9 protein-coding genes are annotated in these 15114 nt (G+C 52.6%); 7 read left to right on the top strand and 2 right to left on the bottom strand.

What is annotated here, in order from left to right; genetic code table 11:
* The first annotated feature begins 207 nt into the window (after nucleotides 1–207).
* The 6 genes from KTH_RS10385 (at nucleotide 208) to KTH_RS10360 (ending at nucleotide 9774) form a co-directional block, all read left to right on the top strand.
* Nucleotides 208–2892: a winged helix-turn-helix domain-containing protein gene (locus KTH_RS10385; RefSeq protein ID WP_497618380.1), complete on the top strand. Its 2685-nt coding sequence runs from the start codon at nucleotides 208–210 to the stop codon at nucleotides 2890–2892.
* 122 nt (nucleotides 2893–3014) lie between these two features.
* A complete protein-coding gene (locus tag KTH_RS10380; RefSeq protein ID WP_497618379.1) occupies nucleotides 3015–4307 on the top strand; it encodes an FAD-dependent oxidoreductase in 1293 nt (430 codons plus the stop codon).
* A 72-nt stretch (nucleotides 4308–4379) separates the two neighbouring features.
* Entirely contained in the window at nucleotides 4380–5384 is a 1005-nt protein-coding gene (locus KTH_RS10375; protein WP_497618378.1) for an NADH:flavin oxidoreductase, read from the top strand.
* A gap of 376 nt (nucleotides 5385–5760) precedes the next feature.
* On the top strand, nucleotides 5761–6129 hold the full coding sequence (locus tag KTH_RS10370; RefSeq protein WP_497618377.1) for a MauE/DoxX family redox-associated membrane protein: 369 nt from the start codon (nucleotides 5761–5763) through the stop codon (nucleotides 6127–6129).
* A gap of 203 nt (nucleotides 6130–6332) precedes the next feature.
* A complete protein-coding gene (locus KTH_RS10365) occupies nucleotides 6333–9080 on the top strand; it encodes an ABC transporter permease (RefSeq protein WP_497618376.1) in 2748 nt (915 codons plus the stop codon).
* A gap of 19 nt (nucleotides 9081–9099) precedes the next feature.
* The gene (locus KTH_RS10360; protein ID WP_497618375.1) at nucleotides 9100–9774 is read left to right on the top strand and encodes an ABC transporter ATP-binding protein; all 675 of its coding nucleotides are present in this window, start codon (nucleotides 9100–9102) and stop codon (nucleotides 9772–9774) included.
* A 728-nt stretch (nucleotides 9775–10502) separates the two neighbouring features.
* Here KTH_RS10360 and KTH_RS10355 read toward each other — a convergent pair.
* The gene (locus tag KTH_RS10355; RefSeq protein ID WP_497618374.1) at nucleotides 10503–11381 is read right to left on the bottom strand and encodes a sigma-70 family RNA polymerase sigma factor; all 879 of its coding nucleotides are present in this window, start codon (nucleotides 11379–11381) and stop codon (nucleotides 10503–10505) included.
* Between the two features lie 969 nt (nucleotides 11382–12350).
* Between KTH_RS10355 and KTH_RS10350 the strand changes: the two genes are divergently transcribed.
* Nucleotides 12351–14033: an FAD-dependent oxidoreductase gene (locus KTH_RS10350; protein ID WP_497618373.1), complete on the top strand. Its 1683-nt coding sequence runs from the start codon at nucleotides 12351–12353 to the stop codon at nucleotides 14031–14033.
* Between the two features lie 82 nt (nucleotides 14034–14115).
* Here the strand turns inward: KTH_RS10350 and KTH_RS10345 are convergent, their stop codons facing one another.
* Nucleotides 14116–15114, bottom strand: coding sequence for a MerR family transcriptional regulator (locus KTH_RS10345; RefSeq protein ID WP_497618372.1), 999 nt, complete (start codon nucleotides 15112–15114; stop codon nucleotides 14116–14118).

Here is a 15114-nt window from a genome sequence, read left to right as displayed (position 1 = left end):
ATGAAGCCTTTCGCCAGATAGTCGTTATCGCTGATACACGGCTCAATATCCTGTGCTTTGTTATAGCAGAAATCATTTGAGAAGGACGCTAATACGCGATTGCGGTTGGACGACTCGGGCCTATATGGTATGATGGAGCTACTATTCGCTGTGCATCCAGCGATTCCCGAGTGAATGAGCGAAAAAGAAGCAGGAATGAGCTGAACAATGAGCCTGTTACTCTCCAAGTTGCGACGTCCACGACTGGCCCCGGCATTGCTTGAGCGACCGGAACTGCTTACCACGTTAGATCGTGTCCTGACCTGCCCGCTCACGCTGATTTCTGCCCCGGCTGGTTTTGGCAAAACAACTGCTCTGTTACAATGGCTGAAGAAATGGCATGATCACGCTGGTTTTCCGCCTGTTGCCTGGGTTTCTCTCGATGAGGGAGACAACGACCCCCTCCGTTTCTGGAATTATATCCTTGCCGCCTGTCAACCGCTGCTTCCTCAGACGGTGTTATTGTCTCTACAGCAGAACGCGCAAGAAGTGGCTCCCTTCGGCCCTTCGGCACTGCATCAGGGCGTGAATGACTTTGTCAACGAGCTGATAAAGCACGACTGTCGGGGGATACTGGTACTTGAGGAGTATCATGTTATTCATGAGCAACAAATCCATCAAACGCTGACTTTCTTGATCGAGCAGCTTCCACCTGAGCTGCATCTTGTCTTGATGACGCGAAGCGATCCCCCCTTTTCGCTGTCCCGGCTTCGCGCCAATCATCAATTACTGGAAATTCGGGAGGAGCAGCTTGCGTTCTCGCAGGAAGAGATGTATCACTTTTTGCAGCAGACGCTCTCATATGAGTTCACTGCGGCTGAGTTTGAGCAGCTTGCGGAGCAATTGGAGGGCTGGATTGCAGGCTTGAGGCTCTTCACACTTGGCTTTTCTGGCCGCCCAACGCCGGAGAAAATGCAGCATATGCTTTCATCACTAACTGGTCGGCATCGCTATTTCCTTGATTATTTTCTGACGGAAGTGCTGCATACCCAGTCGGAGGATGTTCAAGCTTTTCTGCTTCAGACCTGTCATCTTCACCGATTGTGTGCTGCCTTATGTATCAGCGTGACGGGAAATGAGGAGAGCGAGAAACTTCTGGCAACGATTGAGCGAGCGGGATTGTTCCTGCAACCCATAGAGGATTCTCAGGGCTGGTATCGCTATCATGGCTTGTTTGCTGAGGCCATGCAGCATGAGGCTACACGACGTCTGGGAGAGCAACAGATAGCGCTCTGTCTGGAGCGAGCACAGCAGTGGTATGAACAGAACGATCTCATTGAGGAAGCAATCGAGATCGCGCTGCAACGTCGTGCTTTCGCCGAAGCGCTTCCATTGTTAGAGCGCTTGCTGGAATCTCAGGAGACGCTCTATCAAAGAACATATGGTCTTCTTCGCTGGTTACAGCCGATCCCTGAAACGCTGCTTGCGACGGCTCCGATCCTCTGTCTGGCCTATGCTTCTGCGCTGACGGTTACCTTCCCTTCAGATCAGCTTGATGCGGCAACCCTGACCCGTGTCAGGACGCTGTTGCAGTATGCAAGCGAGGGGTGGCACGGACAGAAGACCCGTCTGGCTGAGGTGAATGCACTACAGGCAATGATCGATATCCGACATGGCAACCTTACAAAGGCTGTGCAGGCTGCACGCCAGGCCTTGCCGTTTCTACCTGCTCATATGTCTTCTTCCAGGGTGATTTGTCAGACGGTGCTGGCGATGGAGGCGCGTTCACAGGGACGCTTCCAGGATGCATATCAGGCGCTGCTTTCTGGCCTTGCCATCTATAAGGACATCCAGGAACATGATGGCGCTCTTGTGATCACGCTTTTTCTCGGTGAACTCTGCCTTGAACAGGGCACATTGCAGAGAGCAGATGCGTTTTTTCAAGCGGCTCTTCAGATGGCACGAGAAGACTCCAACGATCAGGCTAGGGCGCTGCTCGGGTCTGCTCGAATTGCGTATGAGCGCAACAACCTGACTGAGGCGCAGCAGCAGGTTGAGCGAGCATTACATATCAATCAATATCTCGATGATCGCTCGATCCAGGCTCAGTCCGTTCTACTCCAAGCGCGTATTGCTGCGGCACAGGGACGCCTGCACGAAGCAATGCAACTCCTTCAGACACAATCGGTCTATCCCAATCCTCCGCTGCTCTCGTATGAACTGCTGCTCTGGCAAAAGCGGTTTGAGCTTGCTCAGGGTGATGTTGCTACTGTGCGGCGCTGGTTCGAGTCGCTACAGGACGAGGAACTTCCTGCTCACACATTACAGGAGCAAGTAGCCTTGTTGCGGGCGCGCTGGCATCTCCACAATGGAGCCGCTCAGGATGCGCTATCTCTGCTCAGGCCGTGGCAGGAGGAGGCCCTTTTGAATGAGCGTCTGTATAGCGCATTGCAGGTGAAGCTGCTTTTGAGTGTTGCCTATCACCAGTTGAAGCAGCAACAGGAGGCGCGAAGCCTGATCAGCGAATGCGTTCAGCTTGCACATGTTGAGCGTCTGGCGCGCCTGTTTTTGGATGAAGGTGAAACTGTCGCGACGCTGCTTGCGGCTCAATTGACAACCCGACAGGAGAAAGCACATCGCGACTACATTCGAGAACTGCTTCTGGCCTTTGACTATCGCCAGAAGCCACAGGTTTCAGCTACGGCTGATCCTGCCTCTCTGCTCGCAACGTTAAGCCCACAGGAGCGGCAGATTTTACGGCTGCTGGCGGATGGAATGGAGCGTCAGGAAATCGCGGAGCATTTGGTCATCAGTCTGAATACGGTGAAGACGCATTTACAGCGGCTCTATCAGAAACTCCACGTCGCGAATCGCTTTGAGGCGGTCGAAGTTGCTCGCCAACTTTTCGATTGAGGCCGCTTTCACCCTCAATATCACCCGCGTGGGGGACACGCTGTCTCCTTCTCTGAAAGTATACTTGCGATAACAACGAAACGAAATAAAAAAATGCGATATACGAGAAGGGAGTCTATTCAATGGGACAGCGTTCTTTTCATGTTATGATTGTTGGTGGCGGACTTGGTGGCCTCTGTCTGGCACAGGGATTGAAAAAGGCAGGGATCAGCGTTGCGGTCTATGAGCGAGATCGAACGCGTAATGAGCGCTTGCAGGGCTATCGTATTCATATTGAGCCAATGGGAAATAAAGCCCTGCATGCTTGTTTGCCCCCTCATCTGTTTGATGTGTACCTGAAGACGTCGGGGTATGCGGGTGCTGGCTTGCTGATGTATGATGAGCAGCTTCGTCGCGTGATCTCCTTTCCAGCAGATCCAGCCAATGAGAACCCGCTTGAGTCATCTCTGTCGGTAAGCCGAATCACGCTGCGTCAGGTGCTGCTGGCAGAACTCGATGAGTGCGTCCATTTTGATAAATGCTTTTCTCACTATCAAGAGAATCCTGATGGATCGGTCACAGCCTTCTTTGAGGATGGCACTAGCGCGACAGGGGATCTGCTGGTTGGAGCCGAGGGCAGCAATTCTCGTGTACGACAACAGTTACTACCGGAAGCAAAGCGCCTGGATACCGGCGTTGTTGCGCTTATGGGGAAAGTGCCGCTGACGCCTGAGGTACACAACCTGCTCAAAGTCCATCAGCTTGATTGGGCGTCGATTATCCTGGGACCGAAGGGACGCAGCCTGTTCTCCGCTGTGCATGATCTGCATGATAAGGCTGACGTACGGGTTCAGGGCTCTATCGGTGCAAACGAGGATGCGCTGCTCACCGAGGAAAGCACGCTATTCGAGAATACCAGCGATTATTACTTCTGGGCCTTTGTCACAAAACAGAAGAACTATCCACGAGATCCGCAGCAGCTTTCGGGAGATGCGCTCTTACAAATTGCACAGGAGATGACCGCAGGCTGGCATCCAGTCATCCAGCAGCTCCTCAAGCAGACGCCGCCTGAGACGATGCTGGCAACCCCGCTGCGTATCGCTTCGTCGGTGCGGCCCTGGGATAGCCAGAATATCACCTTGCTTGGGGATGCGATTCATAGTATGCCTCCGACGCGCGGCATTGGCGGCAATACCGCTCTCCGGGATGCGGAACTACTCTGTCAGAAGCTGGTAGCGGTGTCCCGTCAGGAGCAGACGCTACCCGTTGCGCTGAAAGAATATGTGACGGAGATGCTTGATTACAGCTTTGCCGCGGTCAGGAGTTCAAAGCAGTCGCTTGATATGATGGTGATGGAAAACTCGGTAGGTCGAACCCTTACCAGGGGCGCGTTTCGGCTTATGAGCTTCTTCATCCCGCAGAAACAGAGCGCGTAAGCTCGTGATATACAGCGTGATCTTCTCTCAAGAAAAGGGATGTATAAACTCGATTGAGAGGAGGTCGCGCTGTTGTCGCGCGTCTGCACAATCGGTGAGGGCGTGCCCACAGAACAGATGAGGCTTTACTATGCAGATTTTGCCCGAGGCAATTTTGCTGCCATTATTACCGAGGGTGTCTATATCGATCAGGCGTACAGTCAGGCATATCTGAATCAGCCTGGTATTGTGACGGTGGAACAGAGAGAGGGCTGGCGCAGAGTGGTGGATGCTGTCCATGCCGAGGGGGCGTCAATGATCCTGCAATTGATGCATGCCGGAGCCTTATCACAGGGCAACCGTTATCATCAAGGGACTATTGCACCCTCCGCTGTGCAGCCTCGCGGCCAGATGATGCCGGAGTATGGCGGTCAGGGGGTATTTCCGCTGCCACGGGAGATGAGCGCGCAGGACATCCAGGACGTCATTGCCAGCTTTGTACGCTCCGCACTGTATGCTCGTGATGCTGGTTTTGATGGGGTTGAAATACATGGCGCCAATGGTTATTTAATTGACCAGTTCTTGACAACGTATACTAACCAGCGAACCGACCGCTATGGGGGGTCAGTGAAAAATCGCGTGCGCTTTGCAGCCGAAATTGTCGCAGCTATTCGCGAGGCTGTTGGTCCGGACTATCCCGTAGGAATACGACTCTCGCAGACGAAAGTCAATGACTTTACATATCGCTGGCCGGGCGGTATTGAAGAGGGCTCCGTTATCTTCTCTGCACTTGCTAATGTCGGGGTGTCCTATCTGCATCTCGCTAGCGAAGGGCGCAACTGGAACGAGACCGCATTGCTAGGAGAGGGCGTGACGATTACACAACTGGCACGCAAGGTAGCACAAGTCCCTGTGATCGCGAATGGAGGGATGCACAAACCTGCTCTGGTCGCAGAGATTCTAGAGGGCGGGCATGGAGACCTGATGCTTGTTGGCGCGAGGGGCGTTGGCGAATCCCGACTGGCCTCGGTGGCTGGCGGAAGGACAGCCTATAGAGTCATTCGATCATCAGATGCTGGAGCCGATGGCAACTATTGAAAATGCGCTGTGCTGGTTGGCAAGGAAATAAGAGGATGGAGCTCTTGCATAAGCGTCGTTGCTGAAAATGAGGGAAGGGAACAGAGGAGCTCCCTTCCCTTCTGTGCATTTTTCTTCTCATATCTGTTGCATATAATCAATAATTCATTTTATAAACATTTTACTTTCTCTGCAATAAAAAATTGTAGTTACGAATAAGCATTATTTCAGAGTAACAGAATCAGGAATGCCTTATACTGATATGTTCTTGGATGTACAAAATTTTTAGTTTTTTTTCTTCATACAAATGCGAAGAATAAAGAGTTTACTTTTATCCTTATCTATTGTAATATCTATATTGAGTGAGTCGAGATGAAAGCAGGTAAAGAAGATAAACATGAGTATAGTAATTACTTGCGTTTTCTTTTTTCTACGCTTCTTTTTGAGTATTATATTTCTGAGTGCCGGAATAAGTAAACTTCGGCACCCTCTGGCCTTTCAAGCTGCCATCCAGTCATATCGGCTTGTTCCTGTTGCTTTTGAGAGGCATTTTCATCTTTCCTTTCTCGCAGCGTTTCTTCTTTTTCCGTTGGAAATAGGATGCGGCATATGCTTGCTGACAGGCGTTTTTCTGATACCAGCTCTCTGGGCCTGCAGTGTGTTGCTCTGCCTCTTTAGTCTTGCTATTGCAATAAACTTGAGTCGTGGGCGCTCAAACCTTTCGTACCACTGTGCCGGTATATTGGGGAATCAGAAGCTTTCCTGATGGCAGCTTTTGCGGAATACAGGTTTGCTGTTGTGCTGTCTTTTGTTGCTTTTGGGGCCGATCTCTTCAGGCTTGGGAAGAGAAGATATCATTATGCCGATGTTCCTGCTAGTAACAGTTGTCATTCCAGTTCTTAAATCAGAAAGAAGGAAAGGGAGCGTCTCTGAGTTTGAGGCGTTCCCTGTCCATTAAGGGAAAAGAGGATGTGGAAAGTTTTGTTCCAGGCAGGCGGACGACGGCCGTGGTTTGCTGCCAGTGGCTTTCTGATCGCAGCATGTGCATTTCTCCTGTTGAACATTACGACGCAGATGATTGTCTTTCAATCACGACAGGTAATCGGACAGAACTGGCGCTCAACCTACGATCTCGTCGTTTTGTCCCCGGGAAGTACACAGGGCGAACAGGTTGTGCCACCGGACCACCTGGTGAGTCTGCACACAGGAATCAGTACGGCCCAATATGAACAGATCAAGCGGATGGCGGGAGTTGAAGTAGCGGCTCCTATTTCGTTTATCGGGAATGCCCGGTTCCCGATGCCGACAGTCCGACTCGGTTATGAACATATGCCGCCGGGTTTCTATACGCTCACATGGACGATCAGGGCATTTGATGGTGTAAAGGAATATAAAGAGTACCAGAGACATTTTCTTATTTATGGGGGTGATGTGCCCTGTGACGGGGGAGTATGCGAGTGGCCTGAGCAAACAAAGCAGGAATTACAACAGCTCGGTGTTGATACCTATTTCTCAGTCAGGCAGGGAAAATATTTTACCGGGATGCCCCATCCAGGAACGTTTTTGTTAGCGGCCATTGATCCAGATGCCGAGAACCGATTAGTACATCTTAACCGGAGTATCACGCAGGGAGAGCCTTTACCACAACAAAAACAGCTTGATGTCTATAGTGACCTTCCAAAGGTGCTTGATGGGAATGGAGAAGAGAGACCCAATTATATCGTGCCTGTGCTTGTCAATCAGGAACTGCCACAGCAGGTAACTGTCCAGGCTTCTTTTGAGAAGCTCAAGACAAGCAGCGGGGATCCGCATGTATTGCTTCAGCAGAACGCTGGAAATACTCTCCAGAAGGCTTCGGTTGAACAAATTCTGTTTCAGGGGAAAGTTCCGACACCACAAAGCGATGTTGAGACTTTTATGCATGGGGTGGATATAGAACAGGAGGGCTCTACTTTGCGTCTGCGGACGAGTGAAGAGAAGAGCTTTGCCTTGAATTTTCTTTCGCGTCCGACCAACTTGCAGTATCAATTCATGCGAGAAAAGGGTCCGGATGGGAAGAGTGCCTATCAGGTGGTGCCGATGCCACAGGAAACAGGTAGCTGGGATGAATATGAGGGAAAGAATCTGGCTGTTCGCCCGTTAGAGCCGTTCCCTGATGTCCAGTATGAGGAGACAATAACGTATGGAGAGCTGGGGAGTGGAAGCTATACCCGATTGGGGTACGCCATTTATAATGATGCCGCATATATGTTGAAACCTCAAGGAGCTTTTGATTGGCATAAACTCTCAGCCAGTTTTCGCGATGCGCTGAACTGGTTGCCTGAGACTACCTACACTCCAGTCTTACCGACCTTGCGCTATGACGCCCAGGGCAGACCCATTGTACCGAAGCAGGTGCTCCCGACGACGAATCCACAGGGACTTTCGTTGCAATCCCCGCTTGCGCTGACGACATTGACCGCGGCCAGGCAAATTCTTGGTGAGAATTGTATCAATGTGATTCGGGTGCGGGTAGCAGGAAATGTTACGCCCGATGAGGAGGGATGGAAGCGTGTTGCTCAGGTGGCGCAGAAGATCCATGAGAAAACGGGCTTACAAGCACTGGTGACGCTTGGCTCCTCGCCGCGCCCGACGCTGGTCTATGTGCCCGGCATTAAAGAGGGAGTGAACGGCTATCAACAGACGGTGGAGCCGCTTGGCTGGATTGAGGAGCGCTGGATCTCGATTGGCGTTGGTATGCTCTATCTCAACCAGATCGGGATGACGCAGAATATCCTGCTTGGTGGGGTGCTGCTGGTCTGTCTGGGCTATCTCATTGTGACCTTAAGTTCGTTGATGCAGGCGCAGCGACACTCGTTCGCGATTCTGAGCGCAATTGGTTGGAAGCCGTGGCACCCGCCACTTGTTTTTCTAGGGCAGGTCTTGCTTCTGGCGCTCTCTGGCGGGATCGTGGGCATAGGACTTGCGCTGGCTATTGCGGCAGGATTGGGAGCGGCAATTCCCTGGGAGAAGGTTGTCTGGACCTTGCCGGGTATAGTGTTATTAGCATTATTGAGTGTAAGCGTGCCGATGTGGCAGCTCTGGCGGATCAAGCCGGGAGAGCTATTACGCCAGGGGGCGATCATCGTGCGTGAAAGGAAGCGGGAGCGCAAGGGAGTGTTCCGTTGGCCGCTACTTGGTATGGCAATGCGTAGCGTGATGCGAGCGCGCTGGCGCACATGGATCTTGCTTGGCAGCTTGTTCTGTTCTTCCTGTTTATTGCTTCTTACCTTGCATGGGATTGTCCAGTTCCGGGCGACGCTACAGGGGACGTTACTTGGCGACTATGTGTTGCTACAGACGGCGGTGCCACAAATCTGTGCAATTCTATTCACGACCCTGTTGGCGATCTTGAGCCTGGCAGATCTCCTGGTGATGCAGGTGCAGCAGCGACGGAAGGAGATAGGCGTGTTGCGGGCGCTTGGCTGGTATGAGCGGCTGATTCAGCGACAGTTTTTGACTGAGGGCTGTTTACTGGCATTGACAGGTGTGGTGCCGGGCGTGCTGGTAGCAACGGGTGTTTTACTGGTGCAAAGGCAAATGCCGCCCCTCTTGGTCTTTGCCAGCCTGCTCGGAGTAGTGTTCGCCCTGTTATTGCTTGGTGTGTTACTTGGTATTCTTCCGGCGCTACGAGCCATTCGACGGCTTTCGTTGTTGGATGTGTTGCGGGCCGAGTAAGCCAGAAAGGAGGAGGAAGGTGGCGTTTATTCAGGTTGAGCACGTATCGAAGAGCTATAAGCTGCCAACTGGAAATTTATCTATCCTTCATGATCTCTCGTTTGAGATCGAGGCAGGTGAGTTTGTCACGATTACAGGGCCCTCAGGTTGTGGGAAGACGACGTTGTTAGCGCTGCTTGGCGCACTGGATCAGCCCGATTCCGGTACCATTCTGGTGGATGGGCATTCAGTTCATGCGCTTGGTGCTGTCAGAGCGGCTGATTATCGGCGTGAGACGATCGGTTTCGTATTTCAGCTCTTTTATCTCTTGCCCAATCTCTCAGCGCTTGAAAACGTGATGGCTCCGCTGCTGCCCTATCGGCGGATGTTGGGCTTTGATTTGGGGAAGCGGGCGCAGGAATTGCTTGAACAGGTCGGGCTGGCGTCGCGCATGGGCCACACGCCGGCACGGCTCTCGGGTGGAGAACAGCAGCGAGTGGCGATTGCTCGGGCGTTAATTAATCAGCCAAAAGTGCTTCTGGCCGATGAGCCGACGGGCAACCTGGATCCCGAAACGGGCAGAGAGATTCTGGAACTGTTACGTGAGCAGCAACGGCAAGGGAAACAGACACTTGTGATGGTTACACATGATCATGAGATTGCTGATATAGCTGATCGAACCCTGTCATTGCTCAAGCTGGTCAAGGCTGAATAACTGAAATAGCTGTCAAGGTGATTGGTACACGAAGGAGGGGACTTATCTGGTCGCAAGCATTGTACAATGCTTGCTGGTGCTTGACGGACTCCATGCCGGCTATCCTTCCTTCCTGACAGGAGATTCAGACGAAACAACGAAGAGCTTGAGGCGTCCTGAAACGCAGAGGATCAGGTCCGACTCTCGTTTGATATGGACAACCACTTTGGCACAAGCGGCTGAAGTGATTGTCCACGGGTTCTGGCCTCTAACAGTACCGGCGCAACGCTGTGCGGAGGTACAAGGTGGAGGGCTCTCAGAAGATTGCGGGTATAGTGGACAGAGAGACATAAGAAGGGTAGTTGGTACTTTCACTCGGGGAGCGTTAACGGCAGGAGTGAGCTGCAGATAGATGCTCCGACGCCTGATATGAGAGCAGGGGTTAAAACGAGAACAGGCGTATATTGGCAGGCTGGAAGAGGCTAGCGAAGTCGTGCACCATCTTCCAGAATAAGAGGGAGATATATCTGTAGGGATAAGTTCTAAGGTCCTTTGGTGGAACGCTGATAGGACCTCCGCCTGTTTGCAGCGGCTATGGCCATGTATTATAGGAGGCAGATTGATGCGTCCGTTGTCGATGTCTGCATTCATCGTTCTTTTTCTCTCAATACAGGTGTTCTGGTCGAAGGAAGCGTCAGCCAGGCGTATCCGGCTAGCTGTCGGATCGCGCTGAGTTGCTGTGAGTTGCGTCAGTCATCCAGCATTGTAATGTTCAGTTTATGAACGCGGTCAGGATCAGAAATCGTGTTGATTTTCGTAATCTTGTCTCCGATAATCGTGAATGTCGCAACAAGAAGCTGTCCACCCGGGAGGGTTACAGTAATGGCTATTGAACTATTGACAATGGCCAGGTGTGCCCCCTGTACTCGGCCTATGAACCCTCTGGCGACTGCCTCCGCACCCCGGGCTCCCTTCAATGCACCCGCGGGCAGCATGTCAGGATTCTCATGTTGGAAAACGACCTCTGGATCAAGCATTGTCAGCAGTGTCTTGAAGTCGCCTGCACGAGACGCAGCTAGAAACGCTGTAACTACTTTCCGCTGAAGGGTGAGGTCGGCTGGCTGAGGAGCCGTCGCGCCCTGCACGCGTCGGCGTGCTCGACTGGCAAGTTGTCTGGTAGCCATTGGTGAGCGCCCTAGCATACCTGCAATCTCATCAAAAGGGATAGCAAACAGATCGTGTAGTACGAAGGCAATCCGCTCGGCGGGAGAAAGTGTATCAAGGACGACAAGCAGCGCGTGGCCGACCGCGTCAGCAAGAAGCACTTCTTGTTCGGGATCAATTTCATGCTCATGGGTGTTGTGTGATTCTGCATCCGACGCGCTCAAGAACTCCTCGCGCCTTGATTGGCGTGAGCGGAGCATATCCAGGCAGATGCGTGTGACGGTTGTCGTGAGCCATGCTCCCAGATTCTTGATAGAGCTGCGATCGGATCGGATAAGATGAAACCAGGATTCCTGGACAGCGTCCTCTGCTTCTGCAAGGGAACCAAGCATCCGATAGGCCATTGCCTGAAGTTGTGGACGTTCAGCCTCAAACCGCTCAACCAATTGGTTCTGTTCATCCATTGTTGTTTCTTCCTTCATTCGTTGTGCTTCATTGAGAACGACGGATGAAAGCAAGCGAATGTGACAGGTTATCAGCGGGCGTGCCATCTCTTCTTTACCTGCTTGGGCGATTCCTGACAAAGCGCCAGAGGCGGGAGACAAACAGGTATGGACCGGCGGTTATGGGGTGTAACTCCTCGTGTATTGGAATGAGGTCAAGGTTACAGGAACCTTCTGCAATGTGGAGCATGAAGACGATGAGAATGGTCGGATCCCCCTTTGAGCAAGATGCTAGAGGGAGACCGTGGAACTTTTTCCACTTGACAATCTTCTCTGCATAGTCTATTCTAGACTTAATGGATCCGTAATAGAAGGTAAGGAAGGATGAAGTATTCACAAGCGATCAGGTATGTACTTCACATGGTGCTGTACTTTGTCGCGCTCCCTGCGGGACCACTACTCGGTGTCTAACGCCTGGTGGGACTTCAGAGGCAGCCTTCAACCTCTCTCTCGAAGATTTTGACGAAACTGGTGAAGGAGAGCATTATCGAGTTTGCTCCTGGAATCAATGGAGGATATCGGTCGACACGCAACAATGCGGATCTTTCCTGGAGGTGAAGCCGGCCTTTGAAGGGAGCGCCTCCCTGTTTCATTGTGATAATGGGATAGATCGTCAAGGATGCCTCGTTCAGGAGGAGATACTACAGGCAGAACAGCAGATGGAAGCATATCTCAAAGTGCGAAAGCTCGTGGAACCGGTGAGACAGCCAGGCGGTACGAGTGCTCTTGTATGAATGTGTCTGTATGTTTTTTATGTTTTTATTCCGGACTTTATGAGTCTGCGTAGTCCTTATAAGAAGGTTGACCCTGCGATTGTTCGCTGTGACATGCTCGGCTGTACTGGCAGGTGTTTATGCTCCTCCAGGTGGAGCCAGGAAAAGTGTCACGGCGATAAGAGTCGTAAGGATGTATGACATAAGGAGAAGCGTAATGGTTCAAGAAACATTTGGAAGCGCGCAAGGACCCATCGATGTGGTTGTTATCGGTGGGGGAGTTGCCGGGTTGAGTGGGGCGTTAGCTCTGGTGCGGGCCCGCCGTTCTGTAGTGGTTGTAGATAGTGGCCAGCCCCGCAACGCTTTTGCCGCCCACGTTCACAACTACCTGTCTCGTGACGGGATACCGCCCTCGGATCTGTTGGCTGCTGGTCGCGCCGAAGTGGCCGGCTATGGTGGGAAGATCATCGCCGGTAAGGTCAGCTCAGTTGAGCGTCTGAACAGTCAGGGCGAGCATATAGGTTTCCGCGTGGAGCTGGCCAATGGAAGCAGCATCTATACACGGCGAATCCTGGTGACAACCGGACTGGTTGACGAGTTGCCTGATATCCCGGGCGTGGCTGAGCGGTGGGGGCGTGACGTGCTGCACTGCCCATATTGTCACGGCTGGGAAGTACGTGACCAGGCGATTGGCATTCTTGGTACCGGGCCGATGGCGGCTCATGGGGCGCTACTGTTCCGGCAATGGAGTGCTGACGTCATCCTGTTTCAACATACCGCGCCCGCTCTATCCCAGGAGCAGGCCGAGCAACTGGAAGCCCGTGGCATCACGGTTGTTGAAGGCGAGGTCTCTGCTCTTGAGGTCCGTGACGATCAGCTCGTCGGGGTACGGCTGCGCTCTGGCGAGGTTATTCCACGTCAAGCTCTTGTGGTCTCGCCTCGTTTCGCAGCCCGCGCCGAGGTTCTCCGTTCTCTGGGGCTGAAAACGACCGACCTGGAGATTGCTGGTTCCGTCGTTGGTAGCTACGTGCCTGCCGATGCGAATGGTGCCACTGCTGTTGCAGGTGTGTGGGTTGCTGGCAATGTTTCCGACCCACTTGCGACGGTCGTCGCGGCTGCCTCTGCTGGTCTGAAGGCTGGAGCCGCAATCAACGCTGACCTGATCACAGAAGATACGGCCCACGATGTAGCTGCTTTTCGCGCTTGCGGCAGAGTCAGGAAATGCCAGGAAAGAAATGGTACGCACCATGAGGACGGTCGCGACCAGACTGAACAGTTCTGGGAAGAGTTCTATCGAAAACAGGAACAGGTGTGGAGTGGGCGAGCGAACCCGGTTCTGGTTGATATAGTAGAGTCGCTTCCTCCAGGTACAGCACTGGACCTCGGTTGTGGTGAGGGAGGAGATGCTATCTGGTTGGCCCGGCGCGGTTGGCGGGTCACGGCTGTGGACGTGTCTCTTACTGCCCTCAAACGGGCGTCGGACTATGCAGCTACGGTTGGTGTCGAGGACCGCATTGACTTTCAACAGCACGACCTGGCTCATAGCTTCCCTGCTGGTACATTTGACCTGGTCTCGGCTCAGTACTTCCATGCGCCCATAGCGCTTCCTCGGGACCGTATCTTGCAAGCAGCAGCGCGTGCAGTAGCTCCCGGCGGCCTCCTACTCATCGTTGATCACGCGTCGTTCCCATTTTGGTCATCTCACCACAATTCACATATGCATTTCTCTACCCCGGAAGAGGTGCTTGCTGAGCTCAAGTTAAGCCCTGAGAGTTGGCGCACAGAGCGTCTGGAAACCCGCCAGCGTCAGGCCTTGAGCCCAAAGAGGCAGTCAGGCACCGTTGCTGACAACATCATCGCTGTCAGGCGCCTCCCGAAGAGTGGAGATCTTCATGAGTAGTCCTGATACTCACATGGTTGGCGAAAGGAGTTGAATGCTTAGAGACTGAAGTGCTGTTTTTCCATTGAGTGCGTGTTTTTTGTCACTGCTCTTGAGAAAGGTCATCCTGCATAGCACGAAATGCTTCTGAGTTCGAGATCAGGAAGCGTAAACCGGCAGCCAGCAGCTCGAAGCCTTCTTTATAGGAGGGAGGTGCTTCACGTCCGCCGAGAAATGCCATAAGTGTCCAGAAGCGCTGCATGCGCTCGCTCGAAGGGGTAGGAAGCTGAGTAGAAAGCGTGTGCAGAAATGCAGGTGTTATTGCTTGTTGTGTTAAGGTCGCATTCAGCTTGATCCAGTTTCTCAATATTGTTTGGACAGGCATACTCTCAGGTGGTTCTCCCTTTAACGCGGCTGACTGTGCTTGCTGAATAAGGTAGGGCGCTTGCTGGTTATACTCAGTGATATCCATCTTGAGGCTTGATTGTTCTGGTGAGTTCAGCCGGAGCGCTTCTTCGGTGAATGCCGGGTCGTTGAGGATGGTGACTACCTCTGTCCAGGCGGCTATTTGCTCTGTCGTAAGCGTCTCCGGTGATTGCCAGGTGAAGTGGTTAAGCAGGTGGTGGCGCCATTCCTCTGGCAGGTTGGCCTGTTCTACCAGTGCGTGCAACTTCTCGGTTACAAAGCGGCTCCGTTCAGTGACATTCTCACTTAACGCGAGCCCCAATTCATAGAGCGTCTGGATGGATTGTTCTGACTGATGTGTGGCCTTTTTTGCCCGTTGTAAGACCTCTTGAATTCGCTGAAGCTGGTGGATCTGATCTGTGATTGCCTCCAGTTGCCAATTGATGGCTGTATGCACCGAGAGGTTCCCTCTGATGATGGTCCGTATTTCCTCTAAACCGAAGCCGAGTTGACGCAACACGCGAATCAATTGCAGTTGCCAGATTGCTTCAGTGGAATAGAGGCGAAAGCGTGACTGCGTTCTGTCGGTGGCGGGGAGGAGGTTGATATCAGTGTAATAACGAATTGTCTTGATAGGCACTCCTGTCAGTTTGGAGACGGCCCCAATAGTATATAGCTGTTCGTGTGACTTGCCCAT

The organism is Thermosporothrix sp. COM3, from assembly GCF_059696735.1.
Note: the sequence above shows the minus strand (reverse complement) of the source record. Positions and strands in the feature narration are given on the sequence as shown.